Annotated in this window: 23 protein-coding genes; 4 read left to right on the forward strand and 19 right to left on the reverse strand. The window is 65.6% G+C overall.

Annotation, left to right across the window (positions count from 1 at the left end):
* The first annotated feature begins 53 nt into the window (after window positions 1–53).
* Complete coding sequence (locus tag QY325_12890) at window positions 54–779, forward strand: glycosyltransferase family 2 protein (GenBank protein ID WKZ65650.1); 726 nt, start codon at window positions 54–56, stop codon at window positions 777–779.
* Here QY325_12890 and QY325_12895 read toward each other — a convergent pair.
* From QY325_12895 to QY325_12910, 4 genes are all read right to left on the reverse strand, one after another.
* Window positions 745–3,054, reverse strand: a complete 2,310-nt coding sequence (locus tag QY325_12895; protein WKZ65651.1) for a hypothetical protein — start codon at window positions 3,052–3,054, stop codon at window positions 745–747. The two genes, QY325_12890 and QY325_12895, sit on opposite strands and share 35 nt — an antisense overlap.
* Window positions 3,055–3,079: 25 nt before the next feature.
* Window positions 3,080–3,808 (reverse strand): 3'-5' exonuclease, encoded by a 729-nt coding sequence (locus QY325_12900; protein ID WKZ65652.1) that lies wholly within the window; start codon window positions 3,806–3,808, stop codon window positions 3,080–3,082.
* A gap of 63 nt (window positions 3,809–3,871) precedes the next feature.
* Window positions 3,872–4,276, reverse strand: a complete 405-nt coding sequence (locus QY325_12905) for a hypothetical protein (protein WKZ65653.1) — start codon at window positions 4,274–4,276, stop codon at window positions 3,872–3,874.
* Between the two features lie 2 nt (window positions 4,277–4,278).
* The gene (locus QY325_12910) at window positions 4,279–5,448 is read right to left on the reverse strand and encodes a serine hydrolase (protein ID WKZ65654.1); all 1,170 of its coding nucleotides are present in this window, start codon (window positions 5,446–5,448) and stop codon (window positions 4,279–4,281) included.
* A gap of 66 nt (window positions 5,449–5,514) precedes the next feature.
* Here QY325_12910 and QY325_12915 point away from each other — a divergent pair, with 66 nt between their 5' ends.
* Window positions 5,515–6,960: a hypothetical protein gene (locus QY325_12915; GenBank protein ID WKZ65655.1), complete on the forward strand. Its 1,446-nt coding sequence runs from the start codon at window positions 5,515–5,517 to the stop codon at window positions 6,958–6,960.
* Here the strand turns inward: QY325_12915 and lipB are convergent.
* Genes lipB through QY325_12930 form a run of 3 tightly spaced genes read right to left on the reverse strand, consistent with a single transcriptional unit; the run spans window position 6,929 to window position 9,113 of the window.
* Window positions 6,929–7,657, reverse strand: coding sequence for a lipoyl(octanoyl) transferase LipB (gene lipB / locus QY325_12920; GenBank protein ID WKZ65656.1), 729 nt, complete (start codon window positions 7,655–7,657; stop codon window positions 6,929–6,931). The genes QY325_12915 and lipB overlap by 32 nt on opposite strands.
* 42 nt (window positions 7,658–7,699) lie before the next feature.
* Entirely contained in the window at window positions 7,700–8,086 is a 387-nt protein-coding gene (locus tag QY325_12925; GenBank protein WKZ65657.1) for a GxxExxY protein, read from the reverse strand.
* 40 nt (window positions 8,087–8,126) lie between these two features.
* On the reverse strand, window positions 8,127–9,113 hold the full coding sequence (locus QY325_12930; protein WKZ65658.1) for a bifunctional phosphoglucose/phosphomannose isomerase: 987 nt from the start codon (window positions 9,111–9,113) through the stop codon (window positions 8,127–8,129).
* Between the two features lie 476 nt (window positions 9,114–9,589).
* Here QY325_12930 and lysS point away from each other — a divergent pair, with 476 nt between their 5' ends.
* Window positions 9,590–11,122 carry a lysine--tRNA ligase gene (lysS, locus tag QY325_12935; GenBank protein ID WKZ65659.1) on the forward strand — a complete coding sequence of 511 codons (1,533 nt, stop codon included), beginning with the start codon at window positions 9,590–9,592 and terminating at the stop codon, window positions 11,120–11,122.
* Between the two features lie 87 nt (window positions 11,123–11,209).
* The gene (locus QY325_12940; protein WKZ65660.1) at window positions 11,210–11,734 is read left to right on the forward strand and encodes an STM3941 family protein; all 525 of its coding nucleotides are present in this window, start codon (window positions 11,210–11,212) and stop codon (window positions 11,732–11,734) included.
* Window positions 11,735–11,756: 22 nt separating this feature from the next.
* Here the strand turns inward: QY325_12940 and QY325_12945 are convergent, their stop codons facing one another.
* From QY325_12945 to QY325_13000, 12 genes are all read right to left on the reverse strand, one after another.
* A complete protein-coding gene (locus QY325_12945; protein ID WKZ65661.1) occupies window positions 11,757–13,592 on the reverse strand; it encodes a peptidylprolyl isomerase in 1,836 nt (611 codons plus the stop codon).
* 6 nt (window positions 13,593–13,598) lie between these two features.
* Window positions 13,599–13,844, reverse strand: a complete 246-nt coding sequence (locus tag QY325_12950) for a hypothetical protein (protein ID WKZ65662.1) — start codon at window positions 13,842–13,844, stop codon at window positions 13,599–13,601.
* A gap of 112 nt (window positions 13,845–13,956) precedes the next feature.
* Entirely contained in the window at window positions 13,957–14,979 is a 1,023-nt protein-coding gene (locus QY325_12955; protein WKZ65663.1) for a DUF4837 family protein, read from the reverse strand.
* Window positions 14,976–16,430 carry a LysM peptidoglycan-binding domain-containing protein gene (locus QY325_12960; GenBank protein ID WKZ65664.1) on the reverse strand — a complete coding sequence of 485 codons (1,455 nt, stop codon included), beginning with the start codon at window positions 16,428–16,430 and terminating at the stop codon, window positions 14,976–14,978. Before QY325_12960 ends, QY325_12955 begins: the two co-directional genes overlap by 4 nt.
* A gap of 77 nt (window positions 16,431–16,507) precedes the next feature.
* Window positions 16,508–17,917 carry an Asp-tRNA(Asn)/Glu-tRNA(Gln) amidotransferase subunit GatA gene (gene gatA, locus QY325_12965; GenBank protein ID WKZ65665.1) on the reverse strand — a complete coding sequence of 470 codons (1,410 nt, stop codon included), beginning with the start codon at window positions 17,915–17,917 and terminating at the stop codon, window positions 16,508–16,510.
* 11 nt (window positions 17,918–17,928) lie between these two features.
* Window positions 17,929–18,120: a twin-arginine translocase TatA/TatE family subunit gene (tatA, locus tag QY325_12970; GenBank protein WKZ65666.1), complete on the reverse strand. Its 192-nt coding sequence runs from the start codon at window positions 18,118–18,120 to the stop codon at window positions 17,929–17,931.
* A gap of 46 nt (window positions 18,121–18,166) precedes the next feature.
* On the reverse strand, window positions 18,167–19,381 hold the full coding sequence (locus QY325_12975; protein WKZ65667.1) for a peptidoglycan DD-metalloendopeptidase family protein: 1,215 nt from the start codon (window positions 19,379–19,381) through the stop codon (window positions 18,167–18,169).
* Window positions 19,382–19,388: 7 nt separating this feature from the next.
* Window positions 19,389–20,276, reverse strand: coding sequence for a DUF4292 domain-containing protein (locus QY325_12980; protein ID WKZ65668.1), 888 nt, complete (start codon window positions 20,274–20,276; stop codon window positions 19,389–19,391).
* The gene (locus QY325_12985; GenBank protein WKZ65669.1) at window positions 20,273–22,030 is read right to left on the reverse strand and encodes a tetratricopeptide repeat protein; all 1,758 of its coding nucleotides are present in this window, start codon (window positions 22,028–22,030) and stop codon (window positions 20,273–20,275) included. Before QY325_12985 ends, QY325_12980 begins: the two co-directional genes overlap by 4 nt.
* A 5-nt stretch (window positions 22,031–22,035) precedes the next feature.
* A complete protein-coding gene (locus QY325_12990) occupies window positions 22,036–23,049 on the reverse strand; it encodes a sugar phosphate nucleotidyltransferase (protein ID WKZ65670.1) in 1,014 nt (337 codons plus the stop codon).
* Window positions 23,050–23,157: 108 nt separating this feature from the next.
* Window positions 23,158–23,616, reverse strand: a complete 459-nt coding sequence (gene dut, locus QY325_12995; protein WKZ65671.1) for a dUTP diphosphatase — start codon at window positions 23,614–23,616, stop codon at window positions 23,158–23,160.
* Window positions 23,613–25,046 (reverse strand): oligosaccharide flippase family protein, encoded by a 1,434-nt coding sequence (locus QY325_13000; GenBank protein ID WKZ65672.1) that lies wholly within the window; start codon window positions 25,044–25,046, stop codon window positions 23,613–23,615. The genes dut and QY325_13000 overlap by 4 nt, the downstream gene beginning before the upstream one ends.
* Window positions 25,047–25,115 lie beyond the last annotated feature (69 nt).

Raw genomic sequence — 25,115 nt, forward strand, 5'->3', positions numbered from 1 at the left:
TTCCTTTGAAGGCGACGTTCAGCGCCGCCTCGGCGGAGGCGTGGCAAGATAGAATGCCCCCCAACGAGCACATACGCCTCGTGGTACCCTGCTACAACCCGGCTGCCGGCTGGGTGGACCGGCTTGCGCAGCGCGTCGGCGAACTGCGTGCGGCCCTGCCCGGAATCGCCATTACCGTCACCCTGGTCAACGACGGCTCGCTCAGCGGTATCGCGCCCGGCGACCGCGCCAGATTGGGCGAGGCGCTCCATGGCGTGCACTGGATCGATCATCCGGAGAACCGTGGCAAGGGCGCGGCCCTGAGAACGGGCGTGGCGGCGGCGCCACCGGGCCCCTGCCTGATCACGGACGTGGACCTGCCCTATACCATCCGGAGCATGCGGGAGGCCTGTGCGGAGCTCCTGGCGGGAAGCGATGTGGTGCTCGGGCATCGCCGACCGGACTATTACGCACGTGTGCCGTGGGCCCGCAGGGTCATCTCCCGCACGTTCCGCTGGGTGCTGCGCAACATCATGCGCTTCCCCATCAGCGACACCCAATGCGGACTGAAGGGATTCGGCGACCGGGGCCGCTCCCTGTTCATGGCCACCACCATCGACCGTTTCCTCTTCGACATGGAGTTCGTGATGCTGGTGGCGAGGGAGCGCGGCCTCCGGGTCGGTGTCATCGATGCGCAGCTCAGCGAGGGTGTGCGCTTCTCCCGGATGAACTACCGTATCCTGCTGCGCGAGTCGGCCAACTTCCTCAGCGTGGCGCTGCGGAGCCTCTTGCGCCGCTGAGCGGCGCGTTGTTTAGGAACACCGTGCGCGTGCCCTCCCACGGGCCCTCGCGCCAGGCATCCACATCCAGCGGGCGCAGCAGCACATGGCGCACCACGTATGGCGCATCACTCGCCGCAGGCCCGTTCAGGATGAACCTGTAGGTGCGCTCCGGATGCCGTGGCTTGAAGACGACGGATGCCACCGCGGCCCGGTCGCCGAGCTGCATAGGCATGCCGCGGATGCCATGGAGCGATTCCCATTGCGCATCCCAGCGCTCGCCCATGTAGTGCTCCAGGATGACATTGATGTTGATGGCTGCGGGGTCATCGCATCCATAAAGGAAGCCGAGCTCATAGGTGAGCGCGGTATCCAGTTCGCCGGGTGCCAAGCGGAGCAGTTCGGCGAACTCGTTCACCTTGCCCGAAAGGCTGTCGGCCCCGAACCGGATGCGGGCCATGAGCGCTTCGGGCGCCGGTTCGCCCCGGTGGGAGAAGCGCCAGCCCCTGAGCCCGGGCCAAGCGGCAGCGCGTTGGGCATGCTCCTCGATCCGCGATTCGCGGTCGTTGCGCAAAAGCTCGCCGGCGGTGATCACGCGGAGGTTGCCTTCCGGATTGTTGTACAGATGGGTGGCCCGGAACCAGAGTGACTCCTGGTGCGGCGGCACATCATCCCAATGCCGGAACAGAAGGATCCGCGTGTCGGAAGGGATGCGCTCCGCCAGTCCTTTCGGGAAGTGGAGCGGCGCGAAGAGGGCGAGCAGGTCGCGGGTCTGCTGGAGCGATGTGCGGCTCGTGAGGCCGGCCATCAGGGGCACGCCGCTGTGGTAGGCCATCGGCAGCATGAAGGCCAGCTGCCCGTCAGGGGCGGATACGGAGTAGCGCTCGCTACCGGAGTGCATCCAGGGCAGGGGGATGATGGCCGCCGCGTCAGCGCCCTTGATCGCCTCCACCAGGGCGCGTTGATCGGCATTGAGGGCCTCGGCGCGGAAGGGGTTGGCCGAACGACCGATGACATCACGCATGTGCCGATGGTAGGCCCAGCCCTCCACGGCCATGAAGCCGACCACCCCGGTGAAGGCCGCCACCGCCGCGTACCGCCGAACAAGGGGCTGGTGGAACAGCCCGTGATAGAGCCGCACCGCGGCGAAGGCCGCCGCGGCATGGTAGAATACCCAAGCGAAGCGCCCGCTGCCCCTGAACTGGGCGAGCGCCGGAAGCCAACCGCCGGCCCACTCCTGCCAGATGCCCATGGCGAAGAGCAGCACCAGGAATGCGGAAGCGAGCAGCACCCCGGCGGGGTCGAGCGGCGTTCGCGTGCCTTGAGCCGACCACCGCCTCAGCTGCATCCCGCCGGCCACAGCGATCACCAGGATGGTCGAGAGGCCGAGGTAGCACCAGGTTTCCCAATCGAGCCGGTCGTACCGGAAGAACTCGCGCAGCGGCGTGGCAAAGGGATCGTGCGTGGGCACGATGAGGCTGAGGAAGCGCGTGGCGTACTGGTCAGCGCCAAGGGGAGCCGAAGGACGGTCCGCCACTGTATCGCCCCAGCCGAGGAGCCCGATGAATAGGAGCATTGGGAGCAGGGCCATCACGACGGTGCGGAGCGCGACCTGCCTCATCGCAGGCCACCGCCACGTGCCGAACAACGCTGAACAGGCTCCGTGGGCCACGAGGAAGAGCACGGCCATCAGGCCCATGTAGGGATGCGTGAGGAAGGCGATAAGCACCACGGCAGCGCCAAGGACCCCCGGGTACAGCCAGTGCTCCCGGGCTGCAGCCCGCACCGCGAGGAACAGGACCATGGGCACCATCCAGGCATGGGCCAGTGAGAAGTGACCGCCCATGCGAAGCACCTGCGGCTGCAGGAGGGTGATGCTGAAGGCACCAATGGCCGCCGCCCATGGCGGCAGGCCCAGTTCGCGGAGCAGGGCGAAGACGCACCAGGCACAGAGGAGGAGCCCTGCCAGCATCAGCGTGTTCAGCAGCCCGACCCCATGGTCCGCGAGGGAAGGAGCGAACCGGACGACCCAGCTCAGCAAGGGATGGCCGTCGGTGTAGAACACCCGGTCGCCGAAGGGATATCCGGACCCGCTGTAATGCAGAGCGGAGGCATCATGCTTCACGTGCCAGAGGAAGGTGAAGTAGTTCTTCAGCCCATCGCCGGTGCCGGTGAAGAGGACCCGATCGGGCGCCTCCAGCACATGACCGTAGAAGGAGGCGATGAAGGCCGCCATGCCCGCCGTGAGCAGGGCCGTCCAAACAGAGGTGCGCGCGAAGGGGGATGCGGCTGGCATGCGGCGCCGAAGATCGCACCGGCGGCTACACGAAGGCGATGCGGTCGGCCGGCAGCAGCTCGCGTCCGGTGAGCCGGAGGAAGAGTTGCGCCGTGGCGGCCACGTCCTTCCGGCAATAGGCTGCGATGCGCTCCAGGTCCTGGTCCTCGTAATACACGCGCGCCACGTCCGCGCCGCTGATGTCGTCCTTCGGAGTGGGAATGCCGAGGATGTGTGCCAGTAGCGCAAGGGAGGTGTAGGCCTTGCGGTCGCCGAAGCTCCAGAGCTGCATGGTGTCCACGTGCCCTACCTCCCAGGGCTTCAGGCCGGCGATGTCCAGCAGGCGCGGAAGCTTCACGCGGTTCACCACGCAGCGCCGTGCGATCCAGGGGAAGTCGAACTCTTTGCCGTTGTGTGCGCAGAGCCAGTGCTCCTCCGTAGAGTAGCGGCGCTCCAGCAGGTCGGTGAACCGCGTGAGCAGGTCGTACTCATCGTCGCCATGGTAGGAGGTCACTCGCAGGTGCAGGCCATCGGTATCCTTGTGCAGGCTGCCGACCCCGATGCAAACGATGCGGCCGAACTCCGCGAGGATCCCGCCTTTTTCCTGCCAGAGCTGCGCGGCGTCCTTGCCTTGGCGCTCCTGCTCGTAGCGGGTCTTCTCGCTGAAGAGGGCGGCGCTGCGCTCATCAAGGCCCTCCCAGCGGTAGGCCTGCGGAACGGTCTCGATGTCGAGGAAGAGCAGCTTGGTGAGGTCGCGGATGCTTTCGTGGCGCACGATGCTTTCCGGGACGGCCCTTGATTGGAGCGCGTGCCCGGCTAAGGCGAATATACCGATGGCCTATTCGATCATCACCCCCTTGGCCTGCATGAGCGGCAACGTGGTGAAGTTCGACTCGTCGATGCTGCCCGCGAGGAAGATGTATTTCTTGTCGTGCAGCACGCGGCCCACGTAGAAGCTGAGCCAGTATTGGTTGCTCAGGGGGAAGACGTCCTCCACGATGCGCTCGATCCGGGCCCAGCTCTTGGCCTCGAGCCTGCCCAGGAAGTGCCGCATCTCGCTCGTTCGGCGTGCCTCGCCGCCGAGTTCGCCGTAGCCGCGAGAGCTCACCAGCACATTCTCGATGGCCTCATCACGCTGATTGATGAGGTAGACGTACCAGGCATCGCCGCCCTCAGCGTCCTGCTCGCGCACCACGGCCATGGCGATGCCCTCCACCTTGGGCGGTCGGATGTCGCTGCGCATCGTCAGGCTGGCTGCTGGCGCGCCAGGCTGCGCGCGATGGCGATCCACTTGAACACATCGGTGGGGTGGCCGGTGGCATTCACCTCCTCGCGCTTCATTCCGGTGCGGACCAACACCAGGCGCTCGTGGGGGATCACCACCACGTATTCGCCGTGGAATCCCCGGCAGTACCAGACGGGCTGGCCGTCCAACTGGGCCAGCCACCAGAAGTAGCCGTAGCGCTGGTTCGGCTCGCCCTTGTCCAGGAGTTTGGCCGGTGTGATGCTGGCCTCCCAGTACTCGCGCGGCACGATCTGCTTTCCGCGCCACCTGCCGCTGTCCAGGTAGAGCTGGCCGATGCGCCCGAAGTCGCGCGCCGTGGCGTAGAGGCAGCAGAAGGCCTTGAAATCGCCGTCCGTGCGGTCCTTGCCCCAGTACGCATCGTGCTCGCAGCCCAAAGGCCCCCACACCTTTTGGCGCACCAGCGCATCGAGTGGCTGCCCGTAGGCCGCCTCCAGAACCTCGGCCATGATCTGCGTGCTCCCGCTGATGTAGTCGAACGCCTGCCCGGGCTCTTCGCGGCAGGGCTGGCCAAGGGAGAGCGACCGAACGCTGTAGCCGTAATAGCCCTTGGCATTGTCACTGAAGGGGTCCGCGCCGCTCTCGCTCCAGTCCAGGCCGGTGCTCATGGTGAGCAGGTGCCAGAGGTTGAGCTTGGAATGGCATCCTTCCCGGTATTCGGGCAGAAAGTCGCCCACCGGCTGGAATACGCTGTTGATGCGCCCTTCGCCCATGGCGATGCCGGTGAGCACGCTGATGTAGCTCTTGGCCACGCTGAAGCTGTTGCTCACGCTGTCGGCATCCCATCCGTTCCAGTAGCGCTCGAAGAGGAGGCTGTCGTGCTGGAAGACGGCGAACCCCACGCTATGGAGGTCCTTCAGCTCCTGCTCCTGTCCTGCGGTGAGGGCTACCTGGCCATAGCGGCTGCTCAAGGGCCATGGCTGCGGATCGGTTGCGGGTATCGTGGCGTAGGGGAAGAAGTCCCTGTCGTCGATCTCGGGGCTAGTGCGGCCGATGAGGTAGGTGTAGCGGACGCCGCGCGGTATATGGCCATTGCCGGTGAGGTAGGCCAGGCCCACCAGGCTGGCAAGGACCAGAACGGACCAGAGGAGGAGCTTCTTCAGGGTGCGCATGAGGGTTAGCGAAGGTACGTGCGCCTCCCGGCTAGATTTGGCGGAGCCCGCTACGGGCGCATGGCCATGATCGCCAAGCTGCTGCACATCATGCGGGCGCTGCCCATGCCGGGGAGATGGCGGCCATGGCTGCTGGCCGCCCTGGCGATGAAGCTGTCCTATTTCGCCATTTCCTTGCAGCAGCCCGATGCGGCCTACCCCGGCAGCTTCGCCCGGTGCAACGCGGAGTGCCCGAGCTACACCTGGCCGATGGACTCCCTGGTGGAGAGCGGGGCCTACGCGCCGGACTTCCGCATGCCGGGCTATGCCGTGCACTACCTCCCGCTGCGGCTCATCCTGCCCAAGCCGATGGCGATGAATGCCGTGGTGGTTGCGCAGATGATGCTGGACGTGCTAGCCACGGTTGCCTTGGCGATGGGGGCCTACCTGCTCACCGGCTCACGCGCCGTGCACCTCATCATCTTCCTGCTCTATGGGCTGGCCCCCACGGTATCCGGGTTCAGCATCTTCGCCATGTCCGAGAGCCCGTGCGCATCGGCCATGGCCCTGTCATTCTATGCCGGAGCACGCTACGAACGCAGCGGCGATCCACGCCTGCTTCTGCTGGCATCCGCACTCATGACCTGGGCCTATTTCCTGCGGCCCGTGGCTGCGGTGTTCCTCATGATGGGCGGCCTGGCGCTGGTGCCGCTGATGCTGAGGCAGGGCCGGCGCTCGGCATGGCATCTGGTCGTGGCGGCCGCACCTGTGGTGCTGGCACAGGGTGCATGGACATACCGGAATGCGCAGAAGACGGGACGGCTCTTCCTCTTCACGCGCTCCACCTATCATGAGATGTACAACAGCACCACCTTGGCCATGTGGCGCTTCGTGGGCACGTTCGACGATAAAACGGCCTACTACGGCTTCTACTGCGCCGACTATGCGGCCCCGTGGCGCATCAAGGGCGATCCCGAACGAGAGTTCCCTGACTGGATCTTCACGGAGGCCTTCAACGCGGATAGCCTGCAGGAGCTGCGGAAGCTTTGCCCGTTGCTGCTCGCCGATACGGTGGCTGCGGCCGAACGGGACCGGATCGATGCACAGCTTGCGGAACGGTTCACGCGGTATGCAGATTCCATCCGGGAGGAGCACCCTTGGCGGGTGCGCATCGTTACACCAGCGCGTAGGGTGGCGCAGCAGCTCATCGGCTCCTCCGGCGTGCTTCATCTCTTCCGCGCCACTTTCTCATCCCTAGCGCCATGGGAGAAGGCCGTTAAACTAGGCGGGGCGCTGGTCTACAAGCTCGCGCTGCTCGGGGCCCTGTTCTTCATTCCCTGGGCCTTCTACCGCCGCACGTGGCCGGGCATTCTGCTGGCCGTGGCCATGGCCTATGCCCTGGTGATCCATGCCGGTATCATGGGCTTCGGCGATGTGCGCTACCTCTATGTGTTCTATCCGTTGATGTGCCTGTGTGCGGGCCTGGTCTTCGGGGGATGGCTCAATTCCCGGCGCTCGTCTCCTGCCGCATGAGCAGCTCTGAATCGAACAGGTCCGCGATCTCCAGCTTCAGCCTGTTCTTCACCTCCTCCATGTCCACTTCGCCGCCGAGCTCCTGCGCCATGCTGGTCACGCCCTTGTCCGCGATGCCGCAGGGCACAATGTTCTGGAAGTAGCCCAGGTCGGTGTTCACGTTGAAGGCGAAGCCGTGCATGGTGACCCAGCGGCTGGCGCGGATGCCGAAGGCGCAGATCTTCCGGGCCTTCGCAGGGTCATTCCAGTCGAGCCACACGCCCGTGAGGCCTTCGATTCTCCCCGCCTTGATGCCATAGGCCTCCAGCGTGCCGATGATGGCCTCCTCCAGCGTGCGCAGGTAGCGGTGGATGTCCGTGAAGTGGTGGTCGAGGTCGAAGATGGGATAGCCCACGATCTGCCCCGGCCCGTGGTAGGTGATGTCGCCGCCGCGGTCGATGGGGAAGAACTGGACGCCCTTCTCACGGAGGCCCTGCTCGTTGAGCAGCAAGTGGCTCGGCTTGCCGCTCTTGCCCAAGGTGTACACATGGTTGTGCTCGCAGAAGAGGAGGTGGTCCTCGGTGGGCGCCTGCTCGCTTTCCGGCAGGCTCCGGTTGGCGATCTTCCGGTCGATGGTCTCCTTGAAAAGGCGCGTCTGCAGATCCCACGCGGTGGCGTAGTCGATGAGGCCGAGGTCGCGGAAGTGGATGTGTCTCATAGGGTTTGGCCGCAGAGGCGCAGAGGAGCGGAGAATGCTGATTCAGGACTCATCCAATCCATTCGCAACGCGACGTGCACTGCCGGTAAGCAAGGGCTCGTTGAAGTCGATGAGCAAGCCGAGCTTGCACCCGGTCAGCCTAAGGTAGCTCAAGGGCTGGGCACGGTGGATTCCCTGCAACAGGTCTATGGCCTTGATCTCCACGATGATGCGTTGGTCCACCCAAAGGTCAAGTCGGAAGCCCATGTCCAGCTGCTCGCCCTTGCAGCGGACAGGTACGGGGTGCTGCTGCAGGAAGGGCACTCCTGCCGCCCTCAACTCGCGCGCAAAGCAATGGTCATAAACGCTCTCGGGCAGTCCCGGCCCAAGCTCACGATGCACCTCGATGGCGGCTCCGATGATGGTCCCGGAGGGCTCGAGGTACAGCATGCTTGGGGTTCTCCGCGACTCTGCGCCTCCGCGACAATGACTACTTCACCTCCGCCAGCTTCCCCTTCAGCATGTTGATCACCGCGATCTCGCTCGGGTCCACGCCCTTCTTCTCCGCCCAGTAGTAGCTCACCCAGTCGCCGAGGTTGATCAGGTGCAGCTGGCGCGCGAAGGCCGTGTCGCCCTGGCTCCACACATCGTGGATGTGCGGCGTGTACTTGCGGAATACATCCTTGTTGATCTCCATGCGGATCTGGCTGCGCTCATGGTCCTCCTTGTGGCGGAAGATCACCACCGCGATATCGTCCTTCCCCCCGGCCCAGCCCACCAGCTCGTTGTGGTTCATCTCGGGGATGGCATGGTGCCAGCACAGCTCCTTGCTGTTCTCGTTCACCTGCTGCCGGAAACGGATGCTCACCGCCTCGGTGCTCGCCTCGCTGTAGATGACCAGGCGCTTGCCGAAGAGCTTCTCGGTGAGCTCCTTGGCCGCCGCCTGGATCCGGGTCTTCTCATCCTCGAGCATGTTCGCGGCGGTCTTGATCGCGCCCTCGAAGCCATCGCCGATGATGCCAAAATGATGGAGCACGAAGAACTGCTGCACCAACGAATAGGCCAGCATGGTGCGCGGTGGGTTGCCGCCCGGGATCACGATGTGGTCCAGTCCCTTCGCCTTGGCCATCTCCAGCATGGTGCCGCCACTGGTGATCACCACCACGCGGGCGCCCTTGCCCAGCGCCTGCTCCATGGCGGCGATGGTCTCCTCGGTGTTTCCGCTGTAGCTGCAGGCGATCACCAGGCTCTTGTGGTTCACGTAGCCGGGCAGGTAGTAGTTGTTGTAGACCTCGATGGGGCACCTGGCCTCCTTGGCTACCAGCTGCGCCGCGATGCGTCCGCCGATGCCGCTGCCGCCCAATCCGGTGACGACCACGTTGCCGTAGGGTCCGCCGGGGGCCTTCAGTTGGGCCTTGCGGCCGATCTCCAAGGCTTCCTTCAGTTGCTTGGGGAAGGCATCGATGAGGTTGTACATGGGGTGGGGTATGCGGGGTCGAAATTAGGGGCGTGTTACGCAGCATCGCGTTTCCGGGTTGTTTGGCCCTTGCGCATGGGTTGCTATAGGGATATCATTCCGGAATGAGGACCACGCTCTCCCTTTAGGCGGAGAACGGGATCAAGCGAAAGTCCAAGACTTCGGCCAAGGGGCCCGGGATCGGCGTGCCGCAGCCATTCTCCGGACCCATCGATCTGGAGTCGGAGCGGATTCGCCACCCCTACGGGAAGCTTTGGTAGCATGTGCGCTGGTCGGGACATCGATATGAAGAGGAGCGGCGAGGTGGCGTTTCGCTGTCAATGATGAGGTCACTGGTAGGTGGCCCGTCCCACATGACCACGATGCGATTCCTGTGATACCGATCGGTCAGTAGGCGACGGTTCGATCTGGCGAACAACCTTCGACCCCATCTTTACCCACCCGGTATCTTCGCGGGCCATTTTCCTCATTCCGTCATGTTTCACGCCCTTTCCGATCAGGAAATCGTACGTCGTGAGGCCCTGCAGAAGCTGCGCGCCCTAGGCATCGAACCCTTCCCGGCCGCCGAATACCCGGTTTCGCACACCGCCACCACGGTGAAGAGCGGCTGGCAGGAGCCCACCGGTGAGGACGCCCCCAAGCAGGAGGTGGCCCTGGCCGGCCGCCTGATGAGCGTGCGGTTGATGGGCAAGGCCAGCTTCGCCGTGCTGCGCGACCACACCGGCGACCAGCAGATCTACATCGCCCGCGACGGCATCTGCCCCGGCGAGGACAAGACCCTCTACGACGAGGTATGGAAGCACCTGCTCCACCTCGGCGACTTCATCGGCGTGAAGGGCCATGTGTTCAAGACCCGCACCGGCGAGATCACCGTGCATGTGGAACAGCTCACCGTGCTGAGCAAGGCGCTGCGCCCGCTGCCCGCGGTAAAGACCGACGAGGAAGGCAACGTGCACGATGCCTTCAGCGACCCCGAACTGCGCTACCGCATGCGCTACGTGGACCTGGTGGTGAACCCTCACGTGAGGGAGACCTTCCTGAAGCGGACGCGCATCTTCGACGCCATGCGCAGCGCCTTCCAGCGGGCCGGGTATCTGGAGGTGGATACGCCCGTGCTGCAGGCCATTCCCGGCGGCGCGGCGGCCCGGCCCTTCACCACGCACCACAATGCGCTTGATGTGCCCTTCTACCTGCGCATCGCGAACGAGCTCTACCTGAAGCGCCTGCTGGTGGGTGGATTCGACGGCGTGTTCGAGTTCAGCCGCAACTTCCGGAACGAGGGCATGGACCGCACCCACAACCCGGAGTTCACGGTGATAGAGCTCTACGTGGCTTACAAGGACTACCGCTGGATGATGGACTTCATCGAAGGCGTGTTCCAGCGCGTGGCCACCGCTGCCAACGGATCGCCCAAGGCCAGCTTCCAAAGCAAGGAGATCGATTTCACCGGTCCGTTCCGGCGCATCACCATGGTGGGCAGCATTGAGGAGAAGATCGGCATGAATGTGCTCGACATGGAGGAGGACGACATCCGTGCGCTGTGCATGAAGCATGGGGTCGAGGTGGCGCCCAGCATGGGCAAGGGCAAGTTGATCGACGAGCTGTTCAGCACGTTGGTGCAGCCCGAGCTGATCCAGCCCACCTTCGTCACCGACTTCCCGGTGGAGATGAGCCCCCTTTGCAAGAAGCACCGCGAGGACCCGCGCCTCACCGAACGCTTCGAGCTGTTCGTGGCCGGCTTCGAGGTGGCCAACGCCTACAGCGAGCTCAACGACCCGATCGACCAGCGCGAGCGCTTCGAGGAACAGCTGAAGCTGCAGCAACGCGGCGATGACGAGGCCATGTACATCGATCAGGACTTCCTGCGTGCGCTGGAGTTCGGCATGCCGCCCACCAGCGGCATCGGCATCGGCATGGACCGCCTGGTGATGCTGCTCACGGACAATCCCGCGATCCAGGAGGTGCTGCTGTTCCCGCAGATGCGGCCGGAACGCTTTGAGCAAGGCTAGGGCATCATCTACAACCGCGATCCTCGGGAATTGCACCTGTAGCGTCGACCCACCGGGTCGACCTACCCGAGCGACGGCGTTTCTGAAATGTCAGCCATCGAACATCCCCTGCTGGTATTGACACCACGGCCGTGGAAGTGGCTGGGTGTAATGGCCATTGGCGTGTTGTTCGTGGTCGCGGGCTGGTGGATGGCCCATCACGCCACGGAACCGTTCAAGCGTGGTGTCGGCTGGTTCGGCCAGGTCTTCTTCGGTCTGATCGCCGTGGTGGCGGTGATCCAGCTGATACCCGGGACCTCCCGTGTGGTGATCACCACCCAGGGTCTTTATGTGAAGACCTTCCTGCGGCACAGCCACTATGCGTGGCAGGAGATCGAGCGCTTCGGTGTGGCCGAATGGACCCGGTGGCACGGACCCTTCCGGCAACGGCACCGCTACGTGGGCATCCTGTTCGTCGAAGGCTCAAAGCCCCTGTCAAGCCATCGCCGTTGGCAGGCTTGGAACACGGCCTTCTGGGGTTACCACGCAGCCCTGCCCGACAACTACGGCTACCAGCACCAGGAGTTGGCCGACCTGTTGAACGGCTACCTGGAAGCGAGCCGGAAGGGCTGAACGATCGCCGCATCCCATCAGCTTATTCCACGCGTTCCACGCTCACCATCACATCCCCCACCTGCAGCCGCCACAGCACATCCATGCCCTCCACCACCTCACCGAAGCGGGTGTAGCGGCCATCCAGGTGCGGGGTGGCGCTGTGGGTGATGAAGAACTGGCAGCTCTCGGTGTCGCGGCCTGCGGAAGCGAGCCCCACGGAGCCTGCGGTGAAGGGTTTGCGGCCGATCTCGGTACGTAGCGTCCACGGCATGCCGCCGTAGCCATCGCCGCGTGGGCAGCCGCCCTGCACCACGAAGTTGGGCACCATGCGGTGGAAGGCCTTGCCATTGTAGTACCCTGCGGTGACAAGCGAATCGAAGGCGAGGCTGCTGCCGGGGCATTCGTCCACATCGGTGGCGATGAGGATGATGCCCTTGGTGGTGGTGATGCGGTAGCGCTGGCCCTGCTTCAAGGCGCGCAGCCTCTCCTTGTTGATGGGGTGGTTGAAGGGCGGGCCCGCGTGCGTTGGCGGGGGAAGCCCATCGCGCTTCGCGGCGGCCTGCCTCAACAGCAGGATGGCCTCAAGGTCCCGGATGGGGTGCAGCGGAGCGAGGGCCTTCTCATCCATCGTTGGTGGCAGAAGAAGTCGGATGGTGGCGGCCTCCTCCTGTTGGAGGAACTCGGCCGCGGCGCAGACCAACCCCGCATCCTTCGTATGGATGGCCGATCGGATCACGTTGCCCAGTTGGCGATAATGGTCTTCCACCGTAGCGTATCGTGAGCGCGCCATGATGGACCTGGTGATGCCGACCAGGCCCTCGAATGCCGCTTGCCGCACCGCAGATGGTGCATCGCTCTGCATTACGGATAGCAGCTCCACGTGGTACCCTGGCGCCCATGCTGCGGCCAGTGAGCGCATCGCAGCGGCGCGACGCTGGGGTGCCGAAGCGCTGTCGCAGAGCGCATGAAGCATGTGGCGTGCGCGCTCCACTTCGTTCTCCGCCCCGTGCCGCATGGCAAGGCCGAGCAGCTGAATGCGGAATAGCGTGTCAGCGCCGCTCTCGGCCAAGCGCAGCATGGCCGCAGCATCACCCGATGGCAGGCCCGAGAGCGCTTCGAACGCAGCCTGGCGAACACCGGTCACCCTGTCGGTCAGGGCATCATGCAGCTCCTGCGTGGGCGCTTCAGCGCGCTTCGCCAAAGCCCTGATCGCCGCGATGCGGACACCAGCGTCAGCATCGGCCGCGATCCATCTGCGAAGTGAATCGAGCGAGGCCGGTAGCGATCCGCGGCGCAAGGAGAGGACGAGGGATGCGCGCACTTCCGGATCGTCCTCGACATGCGCCGCGTGCAGCACGCCATGCTCCATGTCATTGAGCGCCGGTGTGCTGCGCGACAGTTTCTGCGCAGCGAGCAGGCGGATCATCGCGTCATCGCTTTCCAGGAAGCCGATGAGCCATTGCGCATCGTGCTCACGGGTGCTGAGCTCGGCGCGGAAGGCCGCATGGAGCAAGGCGCGGCGGGCGGCGCTGTCATGCTCGGCGGTGAAGGCATCACTCAGCAGCCGGGCGACCATGGTATCCGCCACCAATGCCAGCGAGGAGGCGGCAGCAGCGCGAACATGGGGCTCAGGATCGTGCAGCGCGGCCATCAGGCAACGGCGGGCAGCGGAGTCCTGCACGCTTGCGAAGGCCAGCGCAGCGGCCTCGCGCACCGCATGGGTTCCGTGCTTCAGCAGCGCGCACAGGGCTGGCGTATCACGATGCTCCTGTGCTTCGAGCACGGGCCAGAGGCGGTCATCGGCCCATCGGTTGAGTGCCTCGCGCCGCACTGCACCGCACGCGGTGATCAGCAGCAGGAAAAGCAAGGGGCGCATGCACGCTCAGCTCGCCAGGCTCTCCACCGCCACGATCTCCTCGGGCTGCATGGCGATGACCTGTACCGGTGCACCGACGCGCTGCAGGCGTTCGTAGTCGCGCACGCTGGCGAAGAAGAGGCGCTTCACACCCTCGGCGCCGGCGGCTTCGCTGGTCTCCACCTCCCACACCACGCCGAAGACCTCCTTGCCGCTCCGGAGCTTGAAGCGGCAGTGCTGGTGGGCGTATTGGCGGAGGTGGGCGAAATCCATGGGTGCAGCCGAAAAGTAGGCGCAGTGCCTGTGGTCGTCGGCGTTCATTTTTCAACACGCGCGACCGCGCTGTGGATAAAACGCGCCGTGCGGTAGCACTATTGCTTGACGCTCAAGGAGTGGCCCCGGACTCCATGCGGAGCGAGAACAGCAGTGCCTCTAGCTCGCGCACGTAAGGGCGCTTGTCGAATTGGGGCGCATAGGCAAAGCCTTCCACCGTGATGATGCGCGTGCCCGAGGGATCGAGCGTGGAAAGGCTCACGAAGGGGCCGCCCATCTTGGCGCCCTGCATGCCGAAGAGCCCGTGCATGAGGTAGGCGAAGCGGCCATTGAGTTGAACGGCCCTGCCCGTCGGCATCAGGTCAAGCTGCTCGAAGCCGCGCTGCACGATCATGTAGGAGCCTGGGTCGGGGCCTTCCACGTGGGCCCGCGTCACGCTGTCGCGGAGGTCCACCAGGTAGCGCACGTTCCAGGTGCTGTCGCTCGTGTAGGGACGGGAATGGATGAGCACGCCCTCGATGACATTGTGCTCCAGGCCGCTGCCGCTCATGATCCGGTCGCGCTGGAGCCAGGCGAAGCCGTTCTCCTGCTTCACCACGCGATAGCCGCCGGGGATATCGAGCGCGATCCCCATCGCGGAGCGGATGCTGCCGCTCACTGCGGCATCGCGCTCGCGGCGGAGCCGCTCACCGGTCCGGGCGCGCTGGTGGTCCTCCAGGGCGGCCACGGCCTCATGCCCCTTGGCCTGCCAGAGCTCGTTCCATGCCCCGGGCCGGGGAGCGGCCACGCGGATCATCAGCTGCCCGCGGGCGTGCGCATCGCGCAGGGCGGTGAAGGCTGTGCTGTCGCTGCCGATGTCGGCGCGGATGACGCTGTGGTGGACCCGTAGCAGCGTAGAGAAGTCCTCCGGGCGGCAGTGCGCCACGCGGAATCTCGGCTCCGGCTGCGGTACCCCGGCCATGGGCTGTTCGAGCAGGGCCCGCACCGCGGCGCCGGGTTCGCTCTCCCAATGGCCCTTGGGCATCACCACCAGCACTTCATCGGGGCCGCCGGCGCTGTCGGGCAGCCGCTGTTCCCGGCTTCCGCAAGCGAACAGGAGGAGGCACAGGGCCAGTGCGGTCGTTGCCTGCTTCATCCCCGCGGAATGCGCACCTTGATCCGTGCGCCGGGCTTGAGTCCATGCACGAGCCCGTCATTCAGGCGCCGCAGGTCCTCCACGCTCACCCCTGGGTACCGCTGCGCGATGCCCCAGAGCGTATCGCCCGGCTGCACGATGTGGTAGTCGGCCTGCCCCTCGCTCCTGGGCTCGGGATCGGCCGTGCGGTCAACGGCCTTGGCCGCCCCCCGCCGTACGAGGAGCTTCTGGCCCGGATGGATGGTGTTGCTGCGAAGGCCATTGAGCCGCTTCAGTTCGGTGACCGAGAGGCCGTACTTGGCCGCAATGCCGCCCAGCGATTCGCCCCGTCTCACCACGTGACGCTTCTCCTCGGGAGGCGCTGGCGCCAAAGGGGCGGGTGCTGCAGAGCCGGGATTAGCAGCATAATAGCTGTAGCGGAGGGCCTCCTCGTTGCTGAGGAACACGGGAACGGCATCCTTGGGAAGATAGAGGCTCACGGGCTGGTCCACATCCGGCACGATGCCGAGCTTGAAGGTCGGATTGAGGTCCCTGAGCTCCTGCACTGTGCCACCGGTCAGCACGGCGATGGCGGAGAGGTCGAGCGGGTAGCACACGCGTACGGTGTCCACCTCATAGGCGCAATAGGTTGGTGCCACCGGATACAGGTTGTGGTCGGCGTGGTGGTTGAAGATGTAGTTGACCGCGATGAAGGCCGGCACATAGCCCCGGGTCTCGCGCGGGAGATGATCGTAGATGCGCCAGTAATCCTTGGCTCCGCCGCTGCGGCGGATGGCCTTGTTCACGTTGCCGGGGCCGCAGTTGTAAGCGGCCAGGGCCAGCTCCCAATCGTTGTAGATGCCATGGAGGTGCTTGAGGTACCGGCAGGCCGCTTCGGTGCTCTTGAACACATCGTGGCGCTCGTCGATATAGCTGTCGGCCTTCAGGCCGTAGAGACGGCCCGTGGGGAGCATGAATTGCCAGAGGCCCACGGCGCCGGCACGTGAGCGTGCGCTCGGGTTGAGCGCGCTCTCCACCACGGCCAGGTACTTCATCTCCAAGGGAATCCCGTGCCGGTCAAGGTGCTCCTCGAAGGTGGGGAAGTAGAGCTCGGCAAGGCCCAGCATGCGCGAGGTCATCTCCCGCTTGCGCACTGCATAGAGGTCGATGTAGGACTGCACCACGCGGTTGTGCACCAGGTCGAACGGGGTGGCGGCATCGAGCACGGCCAGCCGCTGGCGCACGGTCTCCTCCGGCCAAACGGGCACCTGGTCGGGGGCGAAGCCGTGCACATTGTGGTGGGCGGTGTCGGTGGTGAATGGGGAATGCTTGATCCAGTGCAGTGCGGCCAGGTCGTCGAGCCGGGCGATCACCGGGTCGTCCGAGGGGAGCGTCAGCGGCGCTTCGTGCTGGGCGCTCAGCGCCGGGTGCAGCAGCGCGGCCGCGATGGTGATGCGAAGGTGCAGGGCCATGGCGCCGAAGTTACCCGCATTACGCGCGGGGACCGCTCTTGGTATGCAAGCGGCTCTTCCACAGCGAGGTGTGGACGTCAGGCGCCGAAGAGCGCCTTCGCGGCGGCGAGCAGCAGCGGCTCGCCGAAGGGCCGCGCCATGAGCTGGACTCCGAAGGGGAGGCCGTTGCTGTGCGTTCCGGTGGGGATGCTGATGGCGGGTGTTCCGGCAAGGTTGGCCTGCACCGTGAAGATGTCCTGCAGATACATGGCCACCGGATCGGTGATGGCGCCGTGGGCGAACGCCGTGGTGGGGCAGGTGGGACCCAGCAGCAGGTCGAATCGCTCGAAGGCCTCCAAGGTGCGGTTGCGCAGTATGCGCCGTACACGCTGCGCCTGGGCATAGTAGGCGTCGTAGTACCCGGCGCTGAGCACAAAGGTGCCGAGCAGGATGCGCCGCTTCACCTCGGGGCCGAAGCCTTCCGTTCGGCTTAGGCGATAGGTCTCCTCGACGCCTTGGGCCAGCTTGCTGCGGTGTCCGAAATGGATGCCATCGAAGCGGGCCAGATTGCTGCTGGCCTCCGCTGTGGCCAGGATGTAGTAGGTAGGCACCTGGTGGTCGAGCAGCGGCACATCCACGGGCTCCACGGTGTGGCCTTCGCGGGTGAGCCGGTCGATCTGGGCCTGCAGGTGGGCCACCACCTCGGGGTCCATGCCTTCACGCTCGATGCCCTCGCGGAAGTAGCCGATGCGCAGCTTGCCCGGATCGTTGAGCGGAATGGGGTCGTTCGGCCTGCGGCTGGTGGTGCTGTCGTGCGGGTCGCTGCCGGCGATGACGCTGTATACGGCGGCGGCATCCTCCACAGAGCGCGTGAACGGGCCGATCTGGTCGAAGCTGCTGGCGAAGGCGATGAGACCATGGCGGCTCACGCGGCCGTAAGTGGGCTTGAGGCCCACCGTGCCGGTGAACGATGCCGGTTGTCGGATGCTGCCGCCGGTATCGCTGCCCAGGGCCGCATGCACGATGCCGGCGGCCACACTGGCGGCGGCGCCTCCGCTGCTGCCGCCGGGGACCTTGCCGGGGTCCACGGGGTTCCTCACGCTTCCGTAGGCGCTGTTCTCGTTGCTGCTGCCCATGGCGAACTCGTCGCAGTTGGTGCGGCCGATGATCACCGCATCGGCGGCGAGCAGCCGCTCCACGACCGTGGCGCTGTACAGCGAGGTGAAGCCCTCGAGGATGCGCGAGGATGCACTCACGCGATGGCCCTTGTAACAGATGTTGTCCTTGATGCTCACCAGAAGGCCCGCAAGCGGGCCTGCCGTGCCCGCCTTCAACTTGGCATCCACCTCGGCGGCCTTGGCCAGCGCGCTGTCGGGGAAAAGCTCAAGGAATGCGTTCAGGTCCTTGTGCCGCTCGGCTTCAGACAGCGACCGTTGCGTGAGCGCGGTCGCTGTTGCGCCTTGGGTAAGGGAGTGGCGGGCCTCGGCGAAGGTCTTCGGGATGCTCACCGGTGGCAGGGCTACTTCGCGTCGTCCTTCTTCTCCTCCGCGCCGTCCTTGGCGTTCTTGAACTCCTTCATGCCCTGCCCTAGGCCGCGCATGAGCTCAGGAATCTTCTTGCCCCCGAAGAGCAGTAGCAGCACCGCTACGATCAGGACGATCTGCCAGGGGCCGATGACGCCGAGCAGGATGGAAAGCGGCAGGGTGCTCATGGGGGATGCGTTGATGCGCCGCCAAAGGTATACCGAAAGCGCAGGCCTATTGGCGGAAGAGCCACAGCGCGGGATCCACGTTCACCAGGCCTTCCGCGGTCACCTTCCAGACCTCGATGTGCGCCACAGCACCCTCATCGCCTGTGATGACCGTCCCGATGGGTTGCTTTGTATCCACCTTCTGGCCCTTGGCCACGCTCACGGCGGCCAGGTTGCTGTAGACCGTCCTGTAGGCGCCATGGCTGACGATCACGGCCTTGCCGGCGCCGGGGAGCACGATCACGCTGCTCACCTCCCCGCGGAAAACCGCGCGCACGCCGGCACCCTTCTCCGTGGTGATGTCGATGCCGTTGTTGTCGATGACAATGCCCTTGAGCACCGGGTGCGGCTGCTTGCCGTAGCGGCCGGTGATTACGCCCTTCTCCACGGGCCAGGGCAGTTTGCCTTTGTTCTTCTCGAAATCGGAGCTCAGCTCCCGCGCCTCCGGTGTCAGGGTGATGTCGAGCTTGGCGGTGCCGGCCGCCGCTCCGCCGGGCTTGGGCTTCGGCTTCACCGCTTCCTCGATGGCCTTGCGGATGGCCGCCTCGAGCTCGCGACGCTGGCGCTCCTGCTTCTTCTGCGTCTCACGGAGCCGGCCCTCTTCCTTGCGTAGGGACACCAATGCGCTCTGCTGTCCGGCCCGGTCCGAGTCGAGCCTGCGCTTCTCCTGCACCTGCTCGGTCAGCAGCTGGGCCTTCTCCTGGCGCTGGGCCTTCAGCGCCTCCACCCGCGCATCGAGGGAGGCCTCGGTCTCGGCGATCAGCGCGGCCTGCCGGCGGCGCTGGGCCGCGAGCTGGTTGATATAGCGGCTGCGGCGGTAGGCCTGCTGGAAGCTGCTGCTTGCGAAAAGGTAGCTGAGGCGGTCGTAGGCGCTGCGGTTTCGGTAGGCGGCGGCGATCATTCGGGCGTATCCCTCCTTGAGCGCCTGCAGGTCGGCCTTCAGTGAGGCGATCGCCTCCTCGTCCTGCCGGATCCGGTCATCGGCCGCCCGCACCTCGCTGTCCATGGCCCGGATGAGCTGCGCACGAGCGGCGATCTGGCTCTCCAAGAGGCTCAGCTGCTCCTGTGTCACGCGTTGCTCTTTGCGGGCCTGCTCAATCAGGGCGGTGGTGGTGCGGATCTGCTTGTCCAGCGCATCGCGCCGCTTCTCCAGCTCCTTGCGGCTCTGGGCCAGGAGCAGCGCCGAGGCCAGCACCAGCGGGGCCAGCACCAGCCAGCGCAAGGGGCGTTCAGGGCATGGGCGCATACTTCTCGGGGATCTTGAAGCTCATGGGGAAGGGCCCCTCCAGGTCGATGCGCGATATCTCCAGCGCCCCGCTCACCACGCGGCCGGGCTCGCTGAGGGTGATGCGGATGCGCGTAGGCAGGTGCCTGATGTCGGCGCCGCCGCGCTCCTCATAACGCAGCTCGGCGGTGCGGTCGTGCACCAGGTCGGTGATCTGCACGCGCGCCACGCGGAAGCTGTCGGGGTCGATCCAGTAGCGTTGCACCACGGTCTCCTTCTCTTCGGCGCGCCGCAGGGTCCGTTCCAGCCTCCGCTCGCGCATGTCACGGTCTCGGGCCAGGGTGTCGCTGGGGCTGATGTCCTCTGCAGCGCGGACGAAGCGGCGCTTGGCGCGGCTGGTGAGCACGTAGTAGCCGTCCTCCCGGTCCGAGCGGAAGCGTTCCTGGGGATCGAGCCCGATGGCTTCGCCGTTGATGGCCTGCTGGAAGAGCGCCAGGTCGGGAGGGAGCCCGAAGCGCGCCTTGGCCAGGCCGGTGTCGCCCACGAAGTACCGGTCGTTGAGCTTGTCGAGCACCTTGAGGCTGTCGCGCGTGAGCAGCATACGGGCCACCTCGATCCCGAGGGCGGGCACCACGCTCACCCATGCGGCGCTATCCTGCGTGCTGCGGAGATGCACCTTGAAGGTCCGCGTCTGATCCGGAAGGGTCAGCTCTACGCTGGCCTTGGCCGAATAGTGCGCCACAGGCGGCTGCCTCGCCGCCAGCACGCGTTCCATGAGGCGCTCGGCCGAGCGCGCCGGGAGCTCCCGGTTGATCAGGGCGGTCGGCCTGCCGCTCTTGCACGCCGCTGCGGGGAGCGCTAGGAACAGCAGGGCCTTGGCGGTCGCGTTCATTCCACCCGCCGCCCTTCGTTGATCTTGCGGTCGATGACCTCGCTCGCTCCCCCGCGCTCCTTGGCGCGCTTCCATTCCTCCAGGGCCTTGGCTTGCTCCCCCAACTCGAACAGGATGTCGCCGTAGTGCTCGTGGAGCTCTCCGTCGGGGTCGGGCGATGCGGCCAGCGCCTTCTCCATCCAGATGCGCGCGTCGGCATAGCGCTTCATGCGGAAGAGCACCCAGGCGTAGGTGTCCTGGTAGCTCGGCTGCCCGGGGGCCAGCTCATTGCTGCGCTTGCTCATCCGCTCGGCCTTCTCCAGCTGCTCGCCCCGCAGGCTCAGGTAGTAGGCGTAGTTGTTGAGCGTGGTGGGCTCATCGGGCAGAATCGCCAGGGCGCGGTCGTAGGCCTGGTCGCTCTTGGCATGCTGCTCCGATGCATGGTAGGCCTCCCCGAGGCTGCTCCAGAACTGCGCGGTGAGCGGCGGGTTGTCCACCACCAGGTCGCGGCCGGTGACGAGCGCCTCGATGGCCTCCTCGTGCCGGTCGAGCTGCGAGAGCGCAAGGCCCTTGAAGAGGTAGGCCTCGGGAGCCGTGGGGAAGAGCTCGATGGTGTAGTCGGCATCCTTCACCAGGGCCGCGTGGTCGCCCAGCTGAAGGTCGAGCTGCAGGATCTGGGCATGGATCGGGTAGCGGTCCTTCTCCATCGCCAGGGCCTTGCGGAACTCCTGCCGCGCCTCGTCCAGCTTGCCGTCACGGAGCAGGAAATCGCCGTGGATGGTGTGCGGCTTCCCGCTCTCCGGGTGCGCCTTCTCCAGGGCTTCGATGAGCGTGTAGCTGCGCCGGATCAGATCGGGCCGGTCCTCGGGCTTCTCCCCCTCCTGCTCGGTCATCTCGAAGAAGCCGATGAGCACCTGCATCTTCGCGTCGATGTCCACATCGGGGTCGCGGAAGGCCTCGCCCAGCTCCGCATAGGCCTGCTCCATCTGCCCGGTGGCGTAGTAGTGCTCGGCCAGGGAGATGCGCAGCATGCTGTTCGAGGGGTCGAGCGCCAGCGCCGCGCGGTACTGTTCCAGGGCTTTGTCGTGCATGCCCTGTTCGTCATACACCTCCGCCAGCATGCCGGCGTACTCGGCGCTCGAGGGGTTGGCGGCGATGGCGCGGCTCAGGAGCTTCTGCGCCTCCGCCCACTGCCCCATGGCCATGTAGGTGTTGAAGGCGTGATGGATGAGGTCCTCGCCCAGCCCGAAGCGCTTCTCCACGTCGCTGTAGGCCTTGGCGGCTTCGTCGGCCTTGCCGGCGTAGGCATAGGCCGCAGCCAGGTCCAGGTACACCTCGTACCGCTCCGGCCATTGCTCCAGGATGCCCTTGTAGACACCGATCGCGTCCTCGGCGCGGTTGCCCTGGCGGTAGAGGTCGGCGAGCAGGAAACGGTACCAGATATTGCCCTTGTCGGTGGCGACGGCCTGCTTGGCGTAGCCCACGGCTTGTTCGTAGTTCTGGCCCTGGTGGTAGAGCTTGGCCAGCTCGAACATGCTCGCGGCGTTCTGCGGGTCGGCCTTCAAGCATTGCTGGTAGAGGAGGAGCGCCTTGGGCAGCTGGCCCTGCAGGCGGGCCTGCGTGGCTTCCATGAAGAGGCGCATCACCTCGGCGCGCTTGTCGCTCCCGTTGCCGATGGCAGGTTCGGTGGCGCCGCTCTCCTCGCGGGCAATGGGCTTGGCGCCGGCACACGCCAAGAACAGGGGGAGCAGGAAGAGCAGGGGGAGGCGCATCATGCGGTCTAAGGTGAGCCCAAGGTACTGTCGTCGCTCAGGCTCAGGTCCATGGCCTTCCCGGTCACCTGGGCGCGCTCGCCGATCATGCTGTTGGCGATCACGGCGTCCAGTACACGCACGCCGCCCCGTACGATCGAGTCGCGCACCACGCTGCCGGCGATCACCGTGCCGGCCTCAATGGAGACGTTCGGGCCCACCACGCTGTTCACCAGTTCCACGCCGTCGCCGATGAAACAGGGCGGGATCACCACGCTGTGGGTGCTCTTCAGCTTGGCGCTCACCAGGCCCTTCTCGTCCTTCAGGAAGCCGAGCACCTTGGTGTTGGTGTCCACCATGGCGTTCTTGTTGCCGCAGTCCATCCACACATCCACCGCGCCGGCCTTGAAGCGCGCGCCCTTGCGCTTCATGTTCTCCATGGCGTTGGTGAGCTGGTACTCGCCCTTCTCCTTGATGTCGTTGTCGATCAGGTACTGCATCTCCTTGCGGAGGCGCTCGCCATCGGCGAAGTAGTAGATGCCGATGATGGCCAGGTCGCTCACGAACTCCTGCGGCTTCTCCACGAACTCGGTGATGATGCCGTTCCCATCGAGCTTCACCACGCCGAAGGGACGCGGGTCGTCCACCTTGTTCACCCAGATCACGCCGTCGCAGTCCTTGTCCAGCTTCAGCTGGGCGCGGAAGAGCGTGTCGGCAAAGGCCACGATGATGCGGCCGCTGAGGGCGCTTTCGGCGCAGAGGATGGCATGGGCGGTGCCCAGTGCCACCTCCTGGTAGTGGATGCTGCCCTTGGCGCCGATCTTCTCGGCGATGGCCACCAGGCCCTGCTCCACCTTCACGCCGAAGCTGGGGTGCACCACGAAGGCCACTTCCTCCACGGGTTCACCGGCCACGGCGGCCAGGTCCTCCACGAGGCGTTGCACGATGGGCTTGCCCGCGATGGGCAGCAGGGGCTTGGCGGTGGTGTGGGTGTGCGGACGCATCCGCTTGCCCATGCCCGCCATGGGGACGATGATCTTCATCTCAATGCTGTTTCACCACGGAGGCACAGAGGACACAGAGAAATCCGTCGAGCATCCCCCTCCGTGGCCTCTGTGCCTCTGTGGTGAATGGATTCGCCGCGAAGGTCTTCAATTTGTTCCAGTATGGCCGAAGCCGCCGGCCCCGCGTGCTGACGAGCTCAGGTCAGCAACTTCCTGCCATTCGGCCCGCACGTAACGGGCGATCACGAGCTGTGCCACCCGCTCGCCATCCTTCACCTCGAAGGGCTCATGCCCGTGGTTGATCAGCAGCACGCCCACTTCGCCGCGGTAATCCGCATCGATGGTGCCCGGGCTGTTGAGCACGGTGACCCCGTGCTTGAAGGCCAGTCCGCTGCGGGGCCGCACCTGCGCTTCGGTGCCTTCGGGGAGCTCCAGGAAGAGGCCAGTGGGGATCAGGGCGCGCTGGCCGGGGGCGAGGATGATGGGTGCCTCGAGGTTGGCGCGCAGGTCCATGCCGGCGCTGTGCGGCGTAGCATAGTGGGGCAGGGGGTGCCTGCCTTTGTTGATGATGCGGACGGGGAGCTGCGCTGCGAGGGTCTCAGTCATGGCCTCAAAGGTCGGATGGTGAAGCGCTCGATCCTCCATACCGCAGCTCCGAATGCCAATAGGGCGATACCCCGGATGCCGTAGCCCAGCGCTTCGCCAACGGGAAGCCGCTCGCATGCCCACCAGATCATCACCGCCCCCGCCATGTAAAGCAGCACGCGCGTCACGTTGTAGGGGATGGGGTAGTGCTTCTGCCCCCATGCGTAGCTGATGGCCGCCATGCTCGCGTAGCAGGCCAGCGTGGCCCAGGCGGCGCCCATGTAGCCGAGGCGCGGCACCAGCGCGAAGAGCAGCACCAGCGTGACGGCCGCACCGATGAGGCTGATGGTGCTGCCCGCCTTGGTGCGGTCCGTGAGCTTGTACCACACGCTCTGGTTGTAGTAGATGCCTAGGAACACGTTGGCCAGCATCAGGATGGGCACCACGCGCAGCCCTTCGTGGTAGGCCGGGTTGGGGATGAACCACTTGAACACGTCGAGGAAGAGCATCACCACCAGGAAGGCCGTCATGCACACCGCCACGAAGAGGTTCATGATGCGGGCGAAGGTCTCCCTGCTGTTGGCCTCCTTGGCGTGGCTGAAGAAGAAGGGCTCGGCACCCATGCGGAAGGCCTGGATGAAGAGCGAGATGAGCACCGCCAGCTTGTAGCACGCGCCGTAGATGCCGAGCTGCTCATCGGCCACGTCCGCAGGCAACAGGAACTTGAGCACAGCCCGGTCGGCGGTCTCGTTCACCATGCCGGCCAGGCCCGCGATGGCCAGTGGCCAGGCGAAGGCGCGCATGGGCTTCAGCAAGGCGCGATCGAACTGCGCGATACTTGGCCATTGTGGCACCAACAGCAGGAACTTCGCTCCGCTGGCGATGAGGTTGATCAGGAACACATGGCTCACATCGATGCTGGGATCGTGCGGCATGCGGTAGGCGAAGAAGTAGAGGCTGAGCGCAACGGTGATGCCGATGTTGCTCAGGTTCACCGCCACGAAGCGCCAGGGCTTGCCCTCGTGCCGCAGCCTCGCCATGGGGATGGCCGTGAGGGCGTCGAGGCCCAGGGCCAGTGCGAGCATCCACACCAGGTTGCCGAACTCCGGGTAGCGCATGGCCGCCGCGATGCCGTCCTGGAACAGCGCGCTCAGCCCCATGAAGGGCAGTGCGAGGAAGGCCACGGCGAAGAAGGCGGTGGCATAGGCGCGCTTCGGGTCCAGCTCCTTGCGGTTGGCGAAGCGGAAGAAGGTGGTCTCCATGCCGAAGGTGAGCAACACGGTGAGGAAGGCGGCCCAGGCATAGAATGCGGTGATCACGCCGTACTCCTCGGGCGGGAACACGTCCTTGCTGGTGTACAGCGGGGTGAGCAGGAAGTTGAGGAAGCGGGCAACGATGCTGCTGAGCCCGTAGACGGCCGTTTGGCCGGCGAGTTTGCGGAGGGCGCTCATGAATGCGGCCGCAGATGACGCAGGTGAACGCAGATGATGATCGAACCGGAGATGACCAACGCGGTCGGA

It is taken from the genome of Flavobacteriales bacterium (assembly GCA_030584065.1).
Classification (GTDB): domain Bacteria; phylum Bacteroidota; class Bacteroidia; order Flavobacteriales_F; family PHOS-HE28; genus PHOS-HE28.

What these genes read in the sequence shown, in the direction of transcription:
- QY325_12890 (WKZ65650.1), top strand. Translation starts at nt 54, where the DNA reads ATGCCCCCCAACGAGCACATACGCCTCGTGGTACCCTGCTACAACCCG.
- QY325_12895 (WKZ65651.1), bottom strand. Translation starts at nt 3,054, where the DNA reads ATGCCAGCCGCATCCCCCTTCGCGCGCACCTCTGTTTGGACGGCCCTG.
- QY325_12905 (WKZ65653.1), bottom strand. Translation starts at nt 4,276, where the DNA reads ATGCGCAGCGACATCCGACCGCCCAAGGTGGAGGGCATCGCCATGGCC.
- QY325_12910 (WKZ65654.1), bottom strand. Translation starts at nt 5,448, where the DNA reads ATGCGCACCCTGAAGAAGCTCCTCCTCTGGTCCGTTCTGGTCCTTGCC.
- QY325_12915 (WKZ65655.1), top strand. Translation starts at nt 5,515, where the DNA reads ATGATCGCCAAGCTGCTGCACATCATGCGGGCGCTGCCCATGCCGGGG.
- lipB (WKZ65656.1), bottom strand. Translation starts at nt 7,657, where the DNA reads ATGAGACACATCCACTTCCGCGACCTCGGCCTCATCGACTACGCCACC.
- QY325_12925 (WKZ65657.1), bottom strand. Translation starts at nt 8,086, where the DNA reads ATGCTGTACCTCGAGCCCTCCGGGACCATCATCGGAGCCGCCATCGAG.
- QY325_12930 (WKZ65658.1), bottom strand. Translation starts at nt 9,113, where the DNA reads ATGTACAACCTCATCGATGCCTTCCCCAAGCAACTGAAGGAAGCCTTG.
- lysS (WKZ65659.1), top strand. Translation starts at nt 9,590, where the DNA reads ATGTTTCACGCCCTTTCCGATCAGGAAATCGTACGTCGTGAGGCCCTG.
- QY325_12940 (WKZ65660.1), top strand. Translation starts at nt 11,210, where the DNA reads ATGTCAGCCATCGAACATCCCCTGCTGGTATTGACACCACGGCCGTGG.
- QY325_12945 (WKZ65661.1), bottom strand. Translation starts at nt 13,592, where the DNA reads ATGCGCCCCTTGCTTTTCCTGCTGCTGATCACCGCGTGCGGTGCAGTG.
- QY325_12950 (WKZ65662.1), bottom strand. Translation starts at nt 13,844, where the DNA reads ATGGATTTCGCCCACCTCCGCCAATACGCCCACCAGCACTGCCGCTTC.
- QY325_12955 (WKZ65663.1), bottom strand. Translation starts at nt 14,979, where the DNA reads ATGAAGCAGGCAACGACCGCACTGGCCCTGTGCCTCCTCCTGTTCGCT.
- QY325_12960 (WKZ65664.1), bottom strand. Translation starts at nt 16,430, where the DNA reads ATGGCCCTGCACCTTCGCATCACCATCGCGGCCGCGCTGCTGCACCCG.
- tatA (WKZ65666.1), bottom strand. Translation starts at nt 18,120, where the DNA reads ATGAGCACCCTGCCGCTTTCCATCCTGCTCGGCGTCATCGGCCCCTGG.
- QY325_12980 (WKZ65668.1), bottom strand. Translation starts at nt 20,276, where the DNA reads ATGAACGCGACCGCCAAGGCCCTGCTGTTCCTAGCGCTCCCCGCAGCG.
- QY325_12985 (WKZ65669.1), bottom strand. Translation starts at nt 22,030, where the DNA reads ATGATGCGCCTCCCCCTGCTCTTCCTGCTCCCCCTGTTCTTGGCGTGT.
- QY325_12990 (WKZ65670.1), bottom strand. Translation starts at nt 23,049, where the DNA reads ATGAAGATCATCGTCCCCATGGCGGGCATGGGCAAGCGGATGCGTCCG.
- dut (WKZ65671.1), bottom strand. Translation starts at nt 23,616, where the DNA reads ATGACTGAGACCCTCGCAGCGCAGCTCCCCGTCCGCATCATCAACAAA.
- QY325_13000 (WKZ65672.1), bottom strand. Translation starts at nt 25,046, where the DNA reads ATGAGCGCCCTCCGCAAACTCGCCGGCCAAACGGCCGTCTACGGGCTC.